Here is an 18909-nt window from a genome sequence, read left to right as displayed (position 1 = left end):
TCACACCACCGTCACACCGTCACACCTTCGCGCTTCGCCGCGTTGAGCGGTTGGCATGAAACTTCCATGGCTCGCGCTCGCCCTGGCCACCGCCGCGCTTCCGCTGGCGCTCGGCACCGCCCCGCTCGACGTTGTCCAATATGCCGGATATTTCGTTTATGCCGTCATCGTGTCGGGGACGCTGCTGTACCGCGCGATCCGGCCCACACCGCGGTCGCTGCTCGAAGATCTCACATACGGCACGGTCGTCGGGCTGCTCGCCGAGACCGCCTTCCTGACCGTCGCGAGCCTGCTCGACCTGCGCGGCTGGCTGTGGGTGTGGCCACTGCTGGTGATCGTCCCGCTGGCCCGCTTCCGGAAGCACCCCGACTATCCCGAGCGGCCGACGGCGGCCTGGTCGTGGGCGGTCGCCGGGATCGCGGCCGGGTTCCTCGCGTACCTGACGGCGGCGTTCCTGGCGGTCAACCCGGCGCTGCCGACCGGCGGCGCGCACGACTACATGATCGACCAGCTGAACCTGCTCGCCGTCAGCGCCGACCTGAAGCACCACTTCCCGCTCACCGTCCCCGAGCAGGGCGACCGGACGCTGGGCTACCACTGGTTCGCGTACGGCCACGTCGCCGCGAGCAGCCTGATCAGCGGCGTCGACCTGCCGGTCGTGTGGTTCCGGCTGGACCTGCCGGTGCTCGCCGTGCTGGCCGTGTGCCTGCTCGCGGTCACCGGCCGGCGGGTCGCCGGGCATCCGTGGGCGGGCCCCGTCGCGGCGGCGCTGATGTTCACCGTCGGCGAGCTCGTCCCGCAGCGGCAGGCGCCGGCGTTCTTCGGCTCGATCACCGCGTACTACAGCTGGTCGAGCCGCTCGCTGCTGTTCGGCGCGGCGCTGAGCATGCCGCTGATCGCGGCGACCGTGTCCGTGCTGCGCGGCGGCGGGCGGCGGGACTGGCTGCTCGTGCTGCTGTTCGCGGCCGGGACGACCGGCGCGAAGTCGACGATCGTCCCGCTCTTCGGGGCGGGGGTCGCGGCCGTCTGCGCGGTACACCTCCTGCGGCGACGGCCACAGTGGACCCCTTGGCTGCTCGGTGGGCTGCTTGCCGCGGTCACGGTGGGTGCGGTCGCCATCCTCTACGGGTTCGAGGGGCAGGGCCTGCGATGGGGTCCCTTCGCGATCATGCTGGACTTCGTCGGGAGCCAGCGGCACGGCACCACGGTGCGCGACGTCCCGCTCATCCTGTGGGGCCTCGGCGCGTACGGCATCGCGATGGGCGCCCGCCTCGCCGGCGTGCTGTTCGTTCGCCGCTGGGATGACGCCTGCGTCTTCCTGGCCGGCACGACCGCCGCTGGCGTCGCCGGCGCGCTGTGCGTCTGGCACGTGTCGTGGAGCGAGCACTTCTTCGTCGTCGCCGCCTGGCCGTGCGCGGCGATCCTCTCGGCGACCGGCCTGGTCCGCCTGCCCGGCGCACCGCGCGCGCTGTGGACGGCGCTCGCGGCGGCGGCGGTGCTCGCGGCGGTGTCGGTCGCGCTCACCCTGCCGGTGCCGCGGCATCGCTGGTGGGTGCCGCTGCCGGTGTACGCCCTGGGCGCCCTCGTCCTGGTGTCGGCCCTGCTTCTGCACCGGCGCGCCGGGGTCTTCGGGGCCCTGGTCGTGGTGCTCTTCGCCGGTGCGGCCCGGCTGCCGTTCGACGCGGCGACGAACGCGAACCTCGGCGTCGCGTACCACATCCGGATCACACCCGACCAGGTCGCCGGCGCCCGCTGGCTGCGCGCCCACAGCACCCCCGCCGAGTACGTGGCCACGAACGTGCACCGTGTCGGCGGCAGCGGCCTGATGCAGGGGCAGAGCCTCGCCTACTGGATCTCCGCGTACAGCGAGCGCCGCGTCCTCCTGGGCAGCTGGGGCTACTCGCCCGAGTCGACGGAGTCGCAGTCCCGCGCGCACCGCATCGGCCCGGCGCTCACCTACTGGGATCCGGAGCGGCTGGCGCTCAACGACGCGGCCGTGCTCGACCCGACCCCGTCACGACTGTCGTGGCTGTGGCGGCAGCGCGTCCGCTGGATTCTCGTCGACCGCGCCCACGGTACGCCGACCGCGGCGCTGCCCGCCCTCACCGACCTGTCCTGGCAGCGCGGCGACATCGCGGTCTACCGGCTCCGCGCGCCCTCGAACTGCACGCCCGTCAGCTGCTCCGACAGCGTCCAGAGCCGCTGAGCGTCGGCCGGGTCCTTCGCCCGCGCGACCGGCTCGACGACGCTCGGCCAGCCCCGGTTCTCCCCCATGCCGTCGGGCCCGATGAACTGCCCGCCTTCCGCCCGCGGGTCGACCGCCGCGTACAGCTGGTTGAGCGCCCCACGGGCGGCGGGCTGCGCGAGGACGGCGTTGCCAACGCGCATGAACGCCTTCATGACGCCGGTCGGCCCGGACGTCTGCAGGTTCGTCGCCGAATACCCCGGATGCGCGAGGATGCTGCGCACCGGCGAGCCGGCCCTCCGCAGCCGCCGGTCGAGCTCCAGCGCGAACAGGACGTTGGCGAACTTCGACTGGCTGTAGTACCTCGTCGGCGAGTAGCTCCCGGCCCCGTCGAGGTCGTCGTAGTGGATCCTGCCGGGCCGGTGCAGCGTCGAGCTGACCGTGACGACCCGGTCCCTGATCAGGCTGTCGTTGCCGCCGTGGCCGTCGTGGCCGTCGTGGCCGTCGTTGCCGTCGTTGCCGGCGCCGAGGAGGAGGCAGGTGAGCGCGAAGTGCCCGAGGTGGTTCGCGGCGAACTGCAGCTCGTGCCCCTGCGCGCTCAACGTCCTCGGCGGCATCATCACCCCGGCGTTGTTGACGAGCCTGCATCTTCACTCGACGTGGCACTGAGTGTCAACCGTGCGCTTGAGTGCCATAGCTGCCGTACGGCGAATAGAATGCCCTGCGTGAGCCTCGCCGAACGCAAACGCCAGCTGGTCCGCGACGAGCTGACCGATGCCGCGCTGCGGCTCCTGGCGTTTCAGGGGTTCGAGGAGACCACCATCGACCAGATGGCCGCCGCCGCGGGCGTGTCCCGCAGGACGTTCTTCCGCTACTTCCAGTCCAAGGAAGACGTCATCATCGAGCACCTCAGCGACCTCGGCCGCCAGCTCACCACCACCCTGTCCACCCGCCCCGCCGCCGAACCCCCCGCCGTCGCCCTCCAGCACACCCTGCGCACCTTCACCGACACCTTCTGGGAGCACCCCGAGAAGTCCCGCCGCCTGGCAAAGATCATGGTCACCACCCCACCGCTGCTGGCCCGCTACCTGGAGCGCCAGGTCAGCTGGCGTGCCACCCTCTCCACCGAGCTCGCCACCCGCCTGGGCACCGACCCCACCACCGACCCCCGCCCCGCCGTCCTGGTCGCGGTCGCGTTCGCCGCCTTCGACACCGCCCTGATGCGCTGGGTCACTGCGGACCCCTCCCCCGACCTGAACACCCTCCTCACCACCTGCTTCACCGCCGCCTTCCCCAATTGATCAAACGGCGAATCCGACTGGGGAGATGGCCGGATCGGGAGTTGACCCCTGATCCTGGACACCTGAGGCCCGGACGGCCACCAGCCCGACCACCGCCAAGGTCGAGCACTGCGCACCGTAGGCCGATCCCGCGCCGCAAGCCGGGCACCGCGCTCGGCATGCCGGCTATCCCGCCACCGGCCACCGCGAACAGGCGGCGCCGGCACCAAAGGCGCCAGCACAGACCACTCGTCACCACGCGCCACACCGGTTCAACGCACGAACCCCATGAGCCGCGAGACAGAACCTGGCCCCTCTACCGGCAACCACTCCGCCTGCGCCACCACTCAGTCCTGCCTCGCCCACACGACCGCTCCTCCATCACCGCAACGCCCAACCCCGCACCCTGCCGCCCACCGCCCCAGCACTCATCACGACCCCTGATCGCGCCCCGCCCACACGATCGCTCGCCCACCACAGCACCCAGCAGCCGCCGGCACCGCCACCCGGTCGCGCCTCGCCCACACGGCCGCTTGAGCACCGCCGGATCGACCGGCAGCCCCCCTCCCCTCCTCTCCCACCCACCCGCCCTCAACCCACAGACATTGATCAATGTCCACGTTTGCACCCTTTGCTCCATCGAGGTTGCGCGATCCACCCACAAAATGATCTCCGATTTGCAGGTGGATCGCGCAACGTCAATGCCGAATTGGGGCATCTTGGGGCATTGACCAACGTCATGGCGTGAGTCAGCAGCCAGACCGGACAACCAAACCAGGCGACCCAGACCGGGCAACCAGACCAGGCGGCCGTCGGGATCGGTGTCGGCCAATTGCTGATCCAAGTCCGCATGGAGGGCGAGCCTGTCCTGGTCGATACGGCTGTGCCTCCTGCGTCGAGGGCGCGTTGAGGGCCAGACCAGGCGGCTGGGTCTCGTCTCGCGGATCATGGTTGTCGGGAACCGCCCGTCTCGACCAGGTCGAGGGTGGCTTGGAATTCCCAATGTGTCGTTGCGGGTGGCCCGCCCGCGCCGGTGTTTCGCCGGTTGAAGCCGCGTTCAACCTAGTTGCGCCGGCAGTAGGCGGCGCGGTCGAAGTCCGGTGAGCCTGCCGCCGGCCCGCTGGACCGATACCCGGTCCAGCAGCGACTCCAGCTGACGGGTGCCCGCCGCCTGGCCAGGGGTGATCCGGGTAGCAAATGGAACGAACCAACCGCACGATCCGGGAGACGAAACCTGAGGGGAACGGGAAGCGGGCGGGCTACGTGGTGGGGCGGTCCACGGCGGTCCAGGGGTCCTTCGGGGTGGCGTCGAGGCCGGCGGGGCAGGAGCGGCGGAAGTCGCACCAGGAGCACTGCGGGCCGGGGGCGACCGGGAAGGCCTCGTCGGCGGGGGTGCCGGCGGCCAGGGCGGCGTCGGCGGTGGTGATGTCGGCGGCGGTGGCTTCGGCGCGGCGGAGGTGGCGGGCGAGGGAGTCGTCGGTGTGGTCGTGGGCGGCGACGGTGCCGGTCGGGAGGTGGTGGAGCTCGACGCGGTGGCAGGGCTTGCGGAAGACGCGGGAGGCGGCGATCGCGTAGAGGGCGAGCGCGCGCGAGCCGCGGGCGTCGTCGGGGGTGACGCCGGAGCGGCCGGTCTTGTAGTCGACGATGACGAGGTGGCCGTCGCGCTGGTCGATGCGGTCGACGCGGCCGGAGAGGGCGAGGGTGTCGGTGCGGGCGGCGACGGTGCGCTCGACGCCGAGTGGCTCGTCGTGGGGGTCGAGGCCGTCCACATAGGACTCGAGCCAGCCCAGGGCCCGGCGGAAGACGTCGCGCTCCTGGGCCTCGTCGCGGTAGCCCTCGCCGACCCAGGTGGCCTTCAGCAAGGTGGGCAGGGCGGAGCGGTCGCGGCGGTCGGGGTCCAACGCATACCAGCTGCGCAGTGCCGTGTGGACGGATGCGCCGAGCGAGTTGTGCGCCCAGGGCGGACCCTTGGGCGGGGTGGGGCGGTCGACATAGGTGAACCGGTAGCGGCGCGGGCAGTCCTCATAGCTGCCGAGCTTGCTGGGCGTGCAGGTGAACAGGCGCCGGGGCGGGGCGAATAGGCCGAGCTGCTCGTTCTCCACACCCCGATCCTGCCACCGCGGTACGACAAAACCTCAATGGGGCGATTGCAGGTACTCGGTGACGAACGCCCCGATGGCGTCGGCCAGCAGCTGGACGGCGATGGCGGCGACGAGCAGGCCCGCGATGCGGGTGACGACCTCGATGCCGCTGGGCCGCAGGATGCGCACCAGGATGCCGGAGAAGCGCAGCGCCAGGTACACGATGGCCATGACGGCGATGATGCCGACGGCGATCGCCACGAAGTCCAGAGGGCCCGAGGACCGCTGGACGAAGAGCATCGTGGCCACGATCGCACCGGGGCCCGCCAGCAGCGGGGTGCCGAGGGGGACGAGCGCGACGTTGGAGGTGGCCTCCTGGCGGGGGTCGTCGGTCTTGCCGGTGAGCAGCTCGAGCGCGACGAGGAGCAGGAGCAGGCCGCCCGCGCCCTGCAGGGCGGGAAGGTCGATGTGCAGGTACGCGAGGATCTGCCGCCCCACGAGCGCGAACGCCACGATGACGCCGAGCGCGAGCAGCACGGCCTGTAGAGCGGCACGGTTACGGTGCTTCGCCGCCATCGATCCGGTGAGGGCGAGGAAGATCGGCACGGCGCCCGGCGGGTCGAGGATGACCAGCAGGGTCACGAATACTTCGCCGAAGAGCTTGAGATCCACTCCCGGATTGTCGTGGTGTGCCTACATAGACCGGAAACCAGGGTCTTGACGGCACCGGGCGGCGCCCCTACGTTGCCCATCAACAGCAAGGTTTCCTTACAGTCATGGAGGGTTCATGGGCAGACGCTCCGTCCTGGCCGGGTTGGCGGTGTCGCTCACGCTCGCGTCACTGGCGATCGTGCCCGGCACCGCCTCGGCGCACAGCGCGTCGCATCAGGACCAGTACAAGCGCGTCGGGTACTTCATCCAGTGGGGCATCTACGGCCGCCAGTACTACGTCAAGAACCTCGAGACGAGCGGGCAGGCCAAGAACCTGACCCACATCAACTACGCCTTCGGCAACGTCGACGCGACCGGCAAGTGCGTCTCCGCCGACCCGTGGGCCGACTACCAGCGCCCGGTCTCCGCCGAGGAGAGCGTCGACGGTGTCGCGGACGCGCCGGGCCAGACGCTGAACGGCAACTTCAACCAGCTGCGCAAGCTGAAGCTCAAGCACCCCGGGCTGAAGGTCATGCTGTCGCTCGGCGGCTGGACACTGTCGGCCAACTTCTCCGACGCCGTGCTGACCGACGCGTCGCGCAAGGCGCTCGTGCAGTCGTGCATCGACACGTTCTGGTCGACCGGGGTCTTCGACGGCTTCGACTTCGACTGGGAGTGGCCGGGCTCCGAGGGCAACCCGGGCAACGTGATCCGCCCCGAGGACAAGCAGAACTTCACGCTCATGGTCGCCGAGTTCCGCAAGCAGCTCGGCAAGAAGGCCACCCTGACCGCGTTCCTGCCGGCGAACCCGGCGAAGATCGACGCCGGCTTCGAGGTCAACAAGATCTTCAAGTACCTCGACTTCGGCACCATCCAGGGTTATGACTTCCACGGTACGTGGGAGCCCACCACCAACCAGCAGTCCGCGCTGTTCGTCCCGCGCGGCGCGCCGACCACGCCGGACTTCAGCGGTGCCACCACGCTGAAGGCCTGGACCGACCGCGGTGCCCCGAAGAAGGCCCTCGTCCTGGGCATCCCGTACTACGGCCAGGGCTGGACCGGCATCACCAGCACCGCCAACCACGGCCTCTTCCAGCCCGCGACCGGCCCCGCGCCGGCCACCTGGGCCGCCGGCAACGAGGACTACAAGGTCCTCGCCACGCTGCCGCAGCAGGGGTACAAGGTGTACCGCGACCTCCGCTCGGGCCACGCGTGGCTGTTCAACGGCACCACGTTCTGGACCTTCGACGACCAGCTCACGGTCGCCCAGAAGTCGCTGTACGTCCGGGTCAACGGCTACGGCGGCGCGATGGTCTGGTCGCTGGACGGCGACGACGCCAGCGGCACGCTGACCAAGACGATCGGCACCGTCCTCAGGTAACACCCGAAAAGCAGCACCACGAACAGCAGCACTACGAGAAGCAACACCACGAACAACCTGGGCCGCCTTCAAGGACGAAGGCGGCCCAGGTGCGTCTCGATGCCGTCCAGCACCCGTTCGAGCCCGAAGGAGTACGCGCGCACCGGGTCACCCGCGCCGTACTCCTCGCCCGCCGCCTGCCCCACCCGCGCCGCCGTCGGGAAGCGCGCCGGGTCGAGGACCTCGCCGAGCAGCGGCGCGTAGGCCGCCCACCACTGCTCCTCGCTCATCCCCGTGCCCTGTTCGGCCTGGTCCGCCTGTACCGCCGCACGCACGGCACCCGCGACGTAGTTGAGCACGAGACCGAGGAGCAGGTCGGCGTCGACGTCCGGCACGGCGCAGGACTCGAAGGCCCGCAGCTCGAAGTCGTACTTCGCGATCACGTTCGGGCCCAGGACGGGCCGGCTCGTGGCCACCTGCAGGAGCCACGGGTGCCGCCGGTACAACTGCCAGTTCGACGAGGCGATCTCGACGAGCCGCTCGCGCCACCCCGCGGCCGTGAACGCCGGACGGACGGCCTCGGCGCTGACCGTGTCGACCATGACGTCGAGCAGCTCCGCCTTGCTGGGGACATAGGTGTACAGCGACATCGCCGTCACCCCGAGCTGCTCGGCGACGCGCCGCATGGACACCGCGGTGAGACCTTCGGCGTCGGCGAGCGCGATCGCGGCCGCGGTGACGTCCCCGACGGTGAACTTCGCCTTCGGGCCCCGCCGCGACGGCGCCGCGGTGCCCCACAGCAGCTCGATGCTGCGTCTGGGATCGCCGGCGCCGGCGTACTCCGTCGTCACGCCGCCACCTCCGCTGCGCTCCGGCGTCGGCCTGACCCAAACCTGCCACATGATGACCGGGCCGAGCCGCTTCGCTGCCCGGTCATGCCGCCACCTCCGCTGCGCTCCGGCGTCGGCCTGACCCAAACCTGCCACATGATGACCGGGCCGAGCCGCTTCGCTGCCCGGTCATGCGACCACACCGGACCCGGTCGCGGCCGCCACGATCTGCTCGAACACCTCGGGTGCCGTGGTGCGGGCGCCGAGGCGGACGGTCTTGTTGGTGCCGTGGTAGTCGCTGGAGCCGGTGACGACCAGCCCGAGCCGGTCGGCGATCGCCCGCATGTGCGCCCGCTCGGCCGGAGTGTGGTCGGTGTGGTCGGCCTCCACGCCGAAGAGCCCCTCGCCGACCATCTCCTCGATCGCCACGTCGGGGACGACCGGGCCGCGGATGCTGGCCCGCGGGTGGGCGAAGACCGGCACGCCGCCGGCCCCGAGCACCAGCCGGATGGCGTCGAAGACGTCGAGGTCCTCCTTGCCCACCCGGTACCGGTGACCGAGCCACTCGGGCAGGAACGCCTCCGACACCGTGTCGACGAGTCCCCGGCGCATCAACGCCTGCGCGAGGTGCGGGCGGCCGACGGTGCCGCCGCCGGCGTGCTCGAGGACCTCGGCCCACGTGACGTCGATGCCGTCGGCGCGCATCAGGTGCACCATGCGCTCCGCGCGGGTCTCGCGGGACGCCCGGATGCGGGCCATCTCTCCCGCCAGGGCCGGCTCGGCCGGGTCGAACAGGTACGCCAGCAGGTGCAGCGAGATCGGCCACGGCCCGCCGTGCCACCGGCACGACAGCTCGGCGCCCGGCACGAGCGTGAGCCCTGGCGGACGGGCGGCGATCGCGGCGGCCCACCCGGAGGTCGTGTCGTGGTCGGTCAGCGCGACGACGTCGAGCCCGGCGGCGGCCGCCTCGGCGACCAGCCCGGCCGGGCTCGACGTGCCGTCACTGGCGGTCGAGTGACAGTGAAGATCGATCCGCACCCAACAAGGTTAGAGCAGTTCGATCAGGACGACGCCGTCGCTTTCGACGTTGAGCGGCTCGGAGAAGCCGGCCGCCCCGGTCGGGGTGATCACGCGGAACTTGCCCCCGCTGTCGACCACGAACGTCGTGGCGTTCATCCACACCGTCTTCGTGGTGACGGTCAGGGGCCAGGTCTTCACCGCTGCCGCCACCGTCGCCGCGTCGAAGACCTTCGTCAGGTCCAGCATCGCGACCTGCTTGAGGCCGTCGACCGGGTACGCGAGCCAGTGCCCGTCCGGGGAGACCCGGCCGCCGGCCTTCGCCGCCACCGGCAGCCCGCACCGCCGCTGCGCGACCGTGAACGGCTGGTCCAGGGTCAGCATCGCCAGGCACATGCGCTCGTCCTTGTCGCCGGTCTTCACTTCGGCGTAGACGCTCTTCGTCCCGGGGTCGACGCCGAAGATCCGCACGACGTTGTCGTCCCACGACTGGGTGTAGGCGCGGCCCGAGAACCAGACGTCGTAGCCGGCGCCCTCCTCGCGGCCGAGGAGCAGGTCGGAGCCGACGAACCCGACCGCGACCGCGGTCTCCGGCACGTCCGCCGTCACCTGCTCGGTCAGCTGCTGCTTCTTGGTCTTGTCGTCGGTGGTGGTACGCGTGGCGACGGTGACCTTGCCCTCCTGCGCCCACGCGACCTTGTCGCCGCCCTTCGCGACGGCGATGTTCGACGCCTTCTTCACCAGGACCTGCTGCTTGTCGTGGTCGTCCTGGAGCACCAACTGCTTGTCGCCGTCGGCCTCGGTGTTGACGACCAGGTAGCCGTCCTTCGCCTTGTACGCGGCGGCGACGGTGCCGTTGTCGGGCAGCTTGAGCCGCACCGTGGTGGACGGCTGCGCGTCCCCGTCGATCGCGGGGACCTCCTTGCCCACGGCCGGCGGCGCCGTCTGCGTGGTGAGGGTGGCCTGCGGCTGCGAGCTCTGCGGGTCGTGGTCGCCCTGCGCGACCGGCGCCGAGGGCGAGCCCTGGCCGACGATGTGGAACGTGGCGATGGCGGCGACCGCCATGACGACGAACGCGGCGAACCCGGACGCGGCGACGCGCCGGCGCCGGCGGACCCGCCCGGCGTTGCGGATGGCGACGTCGGCGATGCCGTTCAGCGGCGTCGGCGGCGCGGTGCCCGCCTTCGCCTTGAACGCCTCGCGGAGCGCATCTTCGATCATGGTCACGTCACCAGTCCCACTTCCACCGGCCCGGAGGTCTCCACCAGGACGGCCTCGCGTCCGGACATGTCGCACTCGTCTTCGGGTGCGGGCTGCTCCTTCGGCACGTCTTTCTCTGCCTGTGCGGTTTTCGCCACGTTCGCCGTCAGGGCGGACATCTTGGCGTTCGCCGTGGATCTTGCCGTCGCGGACACCGCCGCGTTCGCCGTGGCGGGCGTCGCCGGCCTGAGCCGCACCGTCGGCGGTCTCGCCGGCCTTGCGGCGGGCTCGATGCCCTCCGCGCTGAGCCGCTGGCGCAGCGTGGCGAGCGCCCGGGACGCCTGGCTCTTCACCGTGCCGACCGACACGCCGAGCAGACGGGCCGTCTCGGCCTCCGACTGGTCCTCGTAGAAGCGCAGGACCAGCACGGCGCGCTGCCGGTTCGGCAGCTCCCGGACGTGCCGCCACAGGGCGTCACGCTCGAGGCTCTCCTCGACCCGGTCCGCGGCGACGGACTCCGGCAGGATCTCGGTGGGGCGTTCGCCGTGCCACCGGCGCCGCCACCAGCTCGTGGAGGTGTTGACCAGGACCCGGCGGGCGTAGGGCTCGACGGCCTCGATGTGGCCGAGCCGCTTCCACGCCAGGTAGGTCTTGGTCAATGCGATCTGCAGCAGGTCCTCGGCGGTCGCCCAGTCCCCGGCGAGCAGGTACGCGGTGCGCAGCAGCGCACTGGACCTGGTCTCGACGAAATCACGGAAGTCTTCCTCACGGAACCCCGCCTCGTCCGGCACCGCCGCTCCCTCCCCCGCTCCGCCCACCAGGCAAGACGCGATGGAGGGGCGGCACGGTTGCAAACCCCGGAGAAAAAGTTTCTAGGTTCCGTCGTCCTCGACGCCGGCGGCACGGCCCAGGCGGGCCTCGACGGCCTCCGGCTCGTACATCTCCTCGACGATGCGCAGGTAGAGCTCATTCGGGTTGGGCAGGTTGCGGATGTTTCGCAGCGCCTGGTCCTGACCGGCGGACTCCAGCTCGAAGTGCCCGTAGCCGAACATGCGGCCGGTCAGCGACTGCACGTATTTCATGTCGGTGACCCGCAGCAACGGCATCATGGCGACATTGCGGGTGAAGATCCCGGAGACCACCATCACCCGCTTGTTGGTGAGGATGAATCGGTCATACCACCAGTCGGCGACCCGCCAAGCGCAGTAGAGGATCACGACGGCCCAGATGACCAGGACGACGGTGCGCAGCTGCGTCTGGTTGTGCTTGGTCAGCCAGCCCGCGATGTAGCCCATCGCGATAGTGGCGGCCACGGCGATCCCGCCCTCTTTGGCGAGCTGGATCCAGTGCCGCTTCCACTCGCCGCGGAACTTCTCGGTCGGGAAGAGATAGCGGGCCGCGTGCCGGCTGGCCTCCTCGTCGAGGGGCGCCATGCGGCTGCCGGGCGGCACGGAAGGGCCGGCGTCGCCACCGCCGCCGCGCAGACCGGAGAACTCGTCCTCGGTGAAGGTCGGCGGGCCTTCCTCGACGTAGTAGTCGCCGCGGTCGTAACCGCCGAGGGTGGCCGACTGGGCGCCGTCGCTGTAGGGGTCGTGGTCGGCATAGTCGGCGGGGCCGGGATTCGCGGGACGGGCCCGCGGGATCGGCTCGGTGTCGCGATCTTCCCAGCGACGTGCACCCGGTTCTTCGGCGGAAGGCTCAGGCCCGGTGGACATCGCAGTCAGGCAACCAAACTGGAGAAGAAGTCCCCGAAACCGGTGGCGATGTCCATGATGCCGCCGCCGATGGACTTGAAGACCTCGGCCGCGGACTGCGGCCGATATGCCACAAAGAAGATGAGGAAAGCAATGCTTCCCCAGGTGAGGACCTTTTTGACCATTGCCGTCAATCCCCTCCCCACGGCGTCGTGCACGTGCACCGCGGCGAACTCAGCGTATCAGTTGCGCGGCACACGGTGAATGTATGGCGCGCCGACATCGACCCCATCGACTAAGGGTCGATCCTAGTCGTGAACTTCTACGCCTTGCCGTGAAGATACGGCGACGGCGCGCCGTAGACGAGATGGGTTGGCACATCGTCGGCGAGATCGTGCAGGTCGAGCTCCTCCTCCAGGAGGTAGCCCGCGGCGGCCGGCCACGTGACGACGTAGAGCCACACGCCCATCGCCTCACCGACGTAGGCGCAACGGTCCTCGGGTGACTTCGCCATCCACAGCGGCGTCGGCCAGCCGGCGGCGCGGACCTTGGCGTGCGCGGTGGTGGTGGCGATGTCGCCGTCGAAGAAGGTGCCGGGGTCGGTGCCGGGGATGCCGGCGAAGCGGGTGCCCAGGCCGATGCCGGGCTCCTCCGCGATGATCACGCAGTCGGCGGGCCCGTGCTCGACCGGGCCGGGGCCGCTGCACGCGACGGCGGTGGCGCGCACGCCGGAGCGCTCGTCGCCGACCCAGCCGACGCCGGTCACGGTCCAGCCGGTCGGCAGCGGCCACGGGCACCACATCGGGGTGGGCCGCCGCTCACCGGCGCGCTGCGCCGCGGCGATCAGCCTGGCCTTCGCCGCCTCGACGATCTCCGGTCCGATGTGCTGCGCGACGTGCAGCGGGAGCACTTCGCCGTCCTCATCGCACCTCCACTCGGAGTGCATGAGGTCCGGTGACCGCACCGGGCCGCCACAACGGGGACAGCTGACTGCGACGCCCATGTACCCACGGTAATGGGTCCTATGGGCTGTTGTCGCCGTACGCCCGGATCCAGGTGTGCATCGCGATCCCGCTGGCGACTCCGGCGTTGATCGACCGGGTCGAGCCGTACTGCGCGATGGAGTACACGGCGGCACATGCCTTCCGGGCAGGTTCCGAGAGGCCAGGGCCCTCCTGGCCGAACAGCAGCACGCACCGGCGGGGCAGCTCGGCCCGCTCCAGCGGCAGCGCGCCCGGCAGGTTGTCGATCCCGATCACCGGCAGGTCCTGCGCGACCGCCCAGTCGAGGAACTCCTCGACCGTCGGATGGTGCCGGACATGTTGATAGCGGTCAGTGACCATCGCGCCGCGCTTGTTCCACCGGCGGCGGCCCACGATGTGCACCTCGGCGGCGAGGAACGCGTTGGCGTTGCGCACGACCGTGCCGATGTTGAGGTCGTGCTGCCAGTTCTCGATGGCGACGTGGAATGTGTGCCGGCGGCGGTCGAGGTCGGCGACGATCGCGTCGAGCCGCCAGTACCGGTAACGGTCCACGACATTGCGCCGGTCACCGGCCGCGAGCAGCTCAGGGTCGTAGTGGGGACCGGCCGGCCAGTCGCCGTCCCACGGCCCCACGCCGATGTCGTCGTCGTTGTGCATCTACCGTGAATCCCCGGGCCGACACTCATTCACCCTGTGGCGCTCACCCGATACGCTACGTTCCTTGCAATCGCAGACCCGGAGGGGATTGCCGAAAATGGTCAAGAAGGTCCTCACCTGGGGAGGCATTGCCTTCCTCATCTTCTTCGTCGCGTATCGGCCGCAGTCAGCGGCCGAGGTGGTCAAGTCCATCGGCGGCGCCCTGATGGACATCGCCGGCGGCTTCGGTGACTTCTTCGCGAGCCTGTTCGGCTGAGCCGTCCGGCTTCGGCCGCCGCAGCAGCCGGCGGGTCCAGCGCACCGGCGTGACCTTCTCCAGGGGCAGGAAGCACGCCATCGCCACCTGGTGCGGGACGAACGAGATCGTGATCAGGCAGAAGGTCACGAGGTGGAAGGCGTAGAAGCCGGCGACGACCGCGGCGCGCACCTTCGGCTTCACCACGAACACCAGTGGGCTGAGCAGCTCGAAGCCCACGATGCCGATCTGGCTGACCGTGGTGAAGCCGGGGATGCCGAGCAGCCAGTGCGCGAGCACGGTGCCGCGGCGGATGAACGCCCTGGTCAGGGTGGCGCCGGTCAACCATTCCAGCCCGCCGAAGCGCAGCTTGGCGAGCGAGGACAGGAAGTACGTGCACACGACGCCGATCTGGGTGAGCCGCAGCGCCCAGCCGCCGGCCTCGGTGAGCTCCTTGTCGCCGTGCCTGGCGCGGCCCGCGGCCGGCAGCACGGCGAGCGCGACCAGCAGGCCGAACCTGTCGTGGTCGATCTTGCCGTAGCTCATCGCGACGATCATGTACTCGAGGTACAGGACGAACACGCTCCAGCCGAGGAGCCGGTGCGCGCGGCCGGTCGCGGCGGCGAGGCTCAACGGGATCAGCGCCCAGTAGATCGTGCCGACCACCAACGGGGTGGGCGTGGGCAGCGGCAGCACCTCGCCGACGACGAGCGGCTGGTACAGGTTGCCGGGCAGGTCGCCGTGGCTCTTGATCCAGGCGCTGAAGAAGACCACGTCGAGGGCGACGAAGACGTAGACCAGGGTGCGGAAGGCGGCGATGCGCCCCTTCGGCACCGGCTCGAAGAGCCAGTCGCGCAGCTTGGTCACGGCCTTGTGGCTCATGATTTCCACCTGGCGAGCACGACCTCGGTGATCACGCCGGTCGGCTGCGCGTTGCGCAGGTGGTGCTGGACCTCGACGATGTCGACCTCCACGAGGGGCGGCTTGCCCGGGTTGCGGGCGGCGTAGGCGTCCTGGACCGAGCGCAGCAGGCTGGGGTCCGCCTTGAACCGGTCGATCTGCGCCTCGATCTCGGCCCGGCGCACCCCGGCGTTGCGCTCGTCGAGCACGATCCGCTTGCCGGTGGTGTCGACCCCGTCGGTGCGCAGCACCAGGACCGGCTCATTGGGCTTGTCGGCGATCGCGAACATCTGGAACGGCGCGAACGGGAACCAGAAGTCGTTGCCGACGAGCGTGCCGGCGAAGGTCAGCACGACGACCACCAGCGTGACCGCCACCCGCGTCACGCGCCCCCGCGTGCTCAACCGTTCCATCGGCGCCAGACTTTACCGTCCGCCGTCTCGTACCCCAGACGCCCACTACGCTGTGTAGTGAGACCATCGGCACACTCCGTAGTGCTTGCGCTCAATTTTCGTCTCATTTCTATAACTGTGATCTGCGTCTCTATACGGAGCGTGGCCTTCGCGACCAAGATACTGATCACACAGCGTGGGCGGCGGGCGCCAGGGAGGGCCCCGCCGCTCACTGCGTTTTTGTCACACTCGGCTGAATTTCCCGTCCGTACCCGGCATGCTTGCAGACCCCACAACGACGAGGGAGTCGCTGATGCAGTTCGGCCGGTATTTCGAGGAGTTCGAGGTCGGCGCCGTCTACCGGCACTGGCCCGGCAAGACGGTCACCGAGTCGGACGACCACCTGTTCTGCCTGCTGACGATGAACCATCATCCGCTGCACCTCGACGTCCACTACGCGGAGACGTCGACGCATTTCCAGCGCAACGTGGTCGTCGGCAACTACGTCTATTCGATTCTGCTCGGCATGTCGGTGCCCGACGTGTCCGGTAAGGCGATCGCCAATCTCGAGGTCGAGTCCCTGCGGCATACCGCGCCGACCTTCCACGGTGACACCATCTACGGCGAGACCACGGTGCTCGACAAGCGCGAGTCGGAGTCCAAGGACGACCGCGGCGTGGTCACGGTGCAGACCAAGGGCTACAAGCAGGACGGCACGCTGATCTGCGTCTTCCGGCGCAAGGTCATGGTGCCGAAGAAGTCCCACGCGGGGCCGGAGATGCCGAGCTTCCCGGAGCCGCGCGAATGACGCTCGTTTAGGAGGACGGCAGTGGGGTTGCTGCGCAGGCTGCTGGGGCGCGAGCCGGCATGGGTCGAGCGCTGGGCCGTGTATCCCGGCGAGATCGGCGCCGGGCTGGCGATGTACAACATCGACCTCGGCGCCGTCGAGGCGGCTCCCGTGGCGCGGCTGCCGCAGCGCTTCGACGTCGAGTTCACCTACACCGGTGACGGCGCCAGCGGCATGCCCGCCGATTCCGAGCTGGGCGCCATCCACGCGCTCGACGAGGCCGTGCGGCAGGCGCTGCGCGGCGTCCGCGGGGCGATGGTCGGCCGGGTGGTGACCGCCAACACCGGGCGCATCACCGGCTACCTGCCCGAGGGCGCGGCCGCACCGGCGCTGCCGGACATCCCCGAGCTGTCCGCCACCGGCAGGCTCGAGCCGGACCCGGGCTGGAGCAGGGTCCGCGAGGAGCTCACCCCCAACGGCTGGCAGCGCAACATCATGGAGGACAACCAGGTCGTCCAGGAGCTGGAGGGCCACGGCGACCGGCTCAGCCAGCCGCGGCCGGTCGAGTTCCTCGCGTACTTCCCCGACACCGACCGCGCCGAGGCGGCCGCGCAGGAGCTGCGCGACCTCGGGTTCGCGGTGACCGTCGAGCGCGGCGACGAGGCCGATTTCGTGCTGCAGGCGATCCGGCGGGACGCGGTCGAGCCGCCGGCGCTGCACGAGGTCACCTGGGAGGTGCGCGGCGTCGTCGAGCGCCACGACGGCGCCTATGACGGCTGGGGCTGCATGGTGCAGGCCTGACCTGCCGGCGTTTGCGGCTCTTGTACTGATTTGCAGCTCTTCGCGCATTCGCGGCTTTGTACGGCGGCCGGGTGTGTTGGAGGCCAGCCGGATGAGAAGGTTTGCCCAGCCCACCCGACCGGCGACCGCCGGCGCGTCCTCTACTGGCGGTGCAGAGCCAGCGCCAATTCCCTGCCGATCTCGTTGACGAACTCCCGCTCGGCGAGCAGGATCTCCACCCCGCCGAGCCGGATCACGCCGGGCCGCCACGCGGTGCGGCCGACGCTGGCCGCGACGTCCATCAGCCACTCGCCGTAGGCGAGCGCGACGTCCGCGCCCAGCCGGGCGGCCAGCATCCGCACGGCCGCGCCACACTCCGCGAGGACACCCTCGCGGTCCAGCGGCTCGGTGCCCGTGACCTGCTCGTGCTCGGCGAAGATCGCCGCGACGACGCCCCGGACGAGCAGCGCCCGGGAGCGCTGGCCCGCCGCGATGGCCTCGACCCCGGCGACGGCGTCGACATTGGCGTCCCCGGCGCTGGCGACGACGAGGACGTGGCGGGGCAGCCGGACGAGCCGGTCCCACTCGTGCCTGTGCAGCGGCAGATCGACCCCGGCGCTGGGCTGGCTCGGTGTGGGCTGGCTCGACATGGCGTACCTCCCACTCGCGAGCGTATGCCGAAAAGCCCGGCTCAGCCGCAAATCTCCGGGTTTGCCCCCTTACTTGCCGCGCTCCCGGCTCAGCCGTCAGGCGGGCTTCTGGGTCAGCGTCCCGCTCGGGCGGGGTGGTTCGGCGGCAGCGCGCAGGCGGCGGTCCCGCCGGGCATGCGGTGCCGGTTGCGGGCGACCCACCGGTACACCGGCCACGCCGACGCCGAAACGAGTCGCAACCCCAACAGTGCGCCCAGCGGGCGCCACAGGAACCGCCCGGCCGCTCCGGGCACCGAGCGCAGCATGTCGGCGATCGCGACCGGGCCCGCGGTGGGCGCGCGGCCGGCGGTCACCCACTGCACGGCGGCGCCCGCCTCGTCCTCGGTGACGCCGAGCTCGTCGAGGTCGGCGAACTGCCACGCCACGACATGCGCGGCCGGCCTGATGCGCCGCTCGATGAACCGGGCGCATGATGAGCAGAACGCGCAGTCACCGTCGAAGACGAACGTCGGCCGATCCATGTCCTCCATCATGGATCACGCGCCGGCCCACGCCATCGTGAGCCCTGCCACCGGTTGGGAATGCCCGTAAGGGGTACGTGGTTATGACGGTGCGTACCCGACCGCCCGAAAGGATCGGACAGACATGGCAACCGTTGAACTGACCGCCGAAAACTTCGCCGAGAAGGTCGGCGGCGAGGGCATCACCCTCGTCGACTTCTGGGCCGAGTGGTGCGGGCCGTGTCGTGCCTTCGCCCCCACGTTCGAGAAGGTCTCGGAGAACAACCCGGACCTGATCTTCGGCAAGGTGGACACGGAGGCACAGCAGGAGCTCGCGATGGAGTTCCAGATCCGCTCCATCCCCACGCTGATGATCGTGCGTGACGGCGTCGCGGTGTTCTCCCAGCCGGGCATGCTGCGCGAGCAGCAGCTCGAGTCGCTGATCCAGCAGGTCCGCGACCTCGACATGGACGAGGTGCGGGCGCAGATCGCCGAGCACGCCACCAAGCACGACGCACCCGCCAAGGCGGCGCCGGCGGCCAAGGCCGAGAGCAGCAAGGCCGAGGCGGCCAAGGCGGAGACCAGCGAGCCCGAGACGAGCAAGACCGAGGCGGCGAAGGCCGACACGAGCAAGACCGAGACCGCCGAGGCGGAGACCGCGAAGGACCCTGAGGCCAAGCCTGCGGGCGTCACGGAGCGCGAGAACGCTGTGGGCGAAACCGTCGAG

General features: G+C 70.4%; 20 protein-coding genes and 1 pseudogene. 6 read left to right on the top strand and 15 right to left on the bottom strand.

Going from position 1 to position 18909, the window contains the following annotated elements:
- The first annotated feature begins 55 nt into the window (after nt 1-55).
- Nucleotides 56-2206 (top strand): hypothetical protein, encoded by a 2151-nt coding sequence (locus ABD332_RS49385; protein ID WP_344512193.1) that lies wholly within the window; start codon nt 56-58, stop codon nt 2204-2206.
- On the opposite strand, the gene ABD332_RS49380 is transcribed toward ABD332_RS49385, so the two are convergent.
- Nucleotides 2140-2805 carry an SDR family NAD(P)-dependent oxidoreductase gene (locus tag ABD332_RS49380; RefSeq protein ID WP_344512191.1) on the bottom strand — a complete coding sequence of 222 codons (666 nt, stop codon included), beginning with the start codon at nt 2803-2805 and terminating at the stop codon, nt 2140-2142. The genes ABD332_RS49385 and ABD332_RS49380 overlap by 67 nt on opposite strands.
- Nucleotides 2806-2910: 105 nt before the next feature.
- Between ABD332_RS49380 and ABD332_RS49375 the strand changes: the two genes are divergently transcribed.
- Nucleotides 2911-3486 (top strand): TetR family transcriptional regulator, encoded by a 576-nt coding sequence (locus ABD332_RS49375; RefSeq protein WP_344512189.1) that lies wholly within the window; start codon nt 2911-2913, stop codon nt 3484-3486.
- Between the two features lie 1238 nt (nt 3487-4724).
- On the opposite strand, the gene ABD332_RS49370 is transcribed toward ABD332_RS49375, so the two are convergent.
- On the bottom strand, nt 4725-5567 hold the full coding sequence (locus tag ABD332_RS49370) for a RecB family exonuclease (RefSeq protein WP_344512187.1): 843 nt from the start codon (nt 5565-5567) through the stop codon (nt 4725-4727).
- A 33-nt stretch (nt 5568-5600) separates the two neighbouring features.
- The gene (locus ABD332_RS49365; protein ID WP_344512185.1) at nt 5601-6218 is read right to left on the bottom strand and encodes a MarC family protein; all 618 of its coding nucleotides are present in this window, start codon (nt 6216-6218) and stop codon (nt 5601-5603) included.
- 115 nt (nt 6219-6333) lie between these two features.
- On the opposite strand from ABD332_RS49365, the gene ABD332_RS49360 reads away from it, so the two are divergent.
- Nucleotides 6334-7578 (top strand): glycoside hydrolase family 18 protein, encoded by a 1245-nt coding sequence (locus tag ABD332_RS49360; RefSeq protein ID WP_344512183.1) that lies wholly within the window; start codon nt 6334-6336, stop codon nt 7576-7578.
- Nucleotides 7579-7646: 68 nt separating this feature from the next.
- Here ABD332_RS49360 and ABD332_RS49355 read toward each other — a convergent pair whose 3' ends face one another.
- From ABD332_RS49355 to ABD332_RS49310, 10 genes are all read right to left on the bottom strand, one after another.
- A complete protein-coding gene (locus ABD332_RS49355; RefSeq protein WP_344512181.1) occupies nt 7647-8408 on the bottom strand; it encodes a TetR/AcrR family transcriptional regulator in 762 nt (253 codons plus the stop codon).
- 168 nt (nt 8409-8576) lie between these two features.
- A complete protein-coding gene (locus ABD332_RS49350) occupies nt 8577-9425 on the bottom strand; it encodes a PHP domain-containing protein (RefSeq protein ID WP_344512180.1) in 849 nt (282 codons plus the stop codon).
- Nucleotides 9426-9434: 9 nt separating this feature from the next.
- Nucleotides 9435-10625 (bottom strand): hypothetical protein, encoded by a 1191-nt coding sequence (locus ABD332_RS49345; RefSeq protein ID WP_344512178.1) that lies wholly within the window; start codon nt 10623-10625, stop codon nt 9435-9437.
- A 2-nt stretch (nt 10626-10627) separates the two neighbouring features.
- The gene (locus tag ABD332_RS49340) at nt 10628-11395 is read right to left on the bottom strand and encodes a SigE family RNA polymerase sigma factor (protein WP_344512176.1); all 768 of its coding nucleotides are present in this window, start codon (nt 11393-11395) and stop codon (nt 10628-10630) included.
- A gap of 81 nt (nt 11396-11476) precedes the next feature.
- Complete coding sequence (locus ABD332_RS49335) at nt 11477-12319, bottom strand: PH domain-containing protein (RefSeq protein ID WP_344512174.1); 843 nt, start codon at nt 12317-12319, stop codon at nt 11477-11479.
- Nucleotides 12320-12324: 5 nt separating this feature from the next.
- Entirely contained in the window at nt 12325-12522 is a 198-nt protein-coding gene (locus ABD332_RS49330; RefSeq protein WP_344512265.1) for a hypothetical protein, read from the bottom strand.
- A 98-nt stretch (nt 12523-12620) separates the two neighbouring features.
- Entirely contained in the window at nt 12621-13301 is a 681-nt protein-coding gene (locus tag ABD332_RS49325) for a DUF6758 family protein (RefSeq protein WP_344512172.1), read from the bottom strand.
- Nucleotides 13302-13320: 19 nt separating this feature from the next.
- A complete protein-coding gene (locus ABD332_RS49320; protein WP_344512171.1) occupies nt 13321-13938 on the bottom strand; it encodes a TrmH family RNA methyltransferase in 618 nt (205 codons plus the stop codon).
- A gap of 166 nt (nt 13939-14104) precedes the next feature.
- Nucleotides 14105-15055, bottom strand: a complete 951-nt coding sequence (locus ABD332_RS49315) for an MFS transporter permease (RefSeq protein ID WP_344512170.1) — start codon at nt 15053-15055, stop codon at nt 14105-14107.
- Nucleotides 15052-15486, bottom strand: coding sequence for a hypothetical protein (locus ABD332_RS49310; RefSeq protein ID WP_344512168.1), 435 nt, complete (start codon nt 15484-15486; stop codon nt 15052-15054). The genes ABD332_RS49315 and ABD332_RS49310 overlap by 4 nt, the downstream gene beginning before the upstream one ends.
- 292 nt (nt 15487-15778) lie before the next feature.
- On the opposite strand from ABD332_RS49310, the gene ABD332_RS49305 reads away from it, so the two are divergent.
- Together ABD332_RS49305 and ABD332_RS49300 are read left to right on the top strand one after the other, a co-directional pair.
- Nucleotides 15779-16273, top strand: coding sequence for a MaoC family dehydratase (locus tag ABD332_RS49305; protein WP_344512166.1), 495 nt, complete (start codon nt 15779-15781; stop codon nt 16271-16273).
- Nucleotides 16274-16294: 21 nt separating this feature from the next.
- Nucleotides 16295-17053: a DUF695 domain-containing protein gene (locus tag ABD332_RS49300; protein WP_344512164.1), complete on the top strand. Its 759-nt coding sequence runs from the start codon at nt 16295-16297 to the stop codon at nt 17051-17053.
- Nucleotides 17054-17193: 140 nt separating this feature from the next.
- On the opposite strand, the gene ABD332_RS49295 is transcribed toward ABD332_RS49300, so the two are convergent.
- Nucleotides 17194-17682, bottom strand: coding sequence for a hypothetical protein (locus ABD332_RS49295; protein WP_344512162.1), 489 nt, complete (start codon nt 17680-17682; stop codon nt 17194-17196).
- Between the two features lie 113 nt (nt 17683-17795).
- The gene (locus tag ABD332_RS49290) at nt 17796-18203 is read right to left on the bottom strand and encodes a thiol-disulfide oxidoreductase DCC family protein (protein ID WP_344512160.1); all 408 of its coding nucleotides are present in this window, start codon (nt 18201-18203) and stop codon (nt 17796-17798) included.
- A gap of 124 nt (nt 18204-18327) precedes the next feature.
- Between ABD332_RS49290 and trxA the strand changes: the two are divergent.
- Nucleotides 18328-18681 (top strand): annotated as a pseudogene (gene trxA, locus ABD332_RS49285) (thioredoxin); the annotation flags it as partial.
- Between the last annotated feature and the right edge of the window lie 228 nt (nt 18682-18909).

It is taken from the genome of Dactylosporangium maewongense (genome assembly GCF_039531485.1).
In the GTDB taxonomy this organism is placed as follows: domain Bacteria; phylum Actinomycetota; class Actinomycetes; order Mycobacteriales; family Micromonosporaceae; genus Dactylosporangium; species Dactylosporangium maewongense.
Note: the sequence above shows the minus strand (reverse complement) of the source record. Positions and strands in the feature narration are given on the sequence as shown.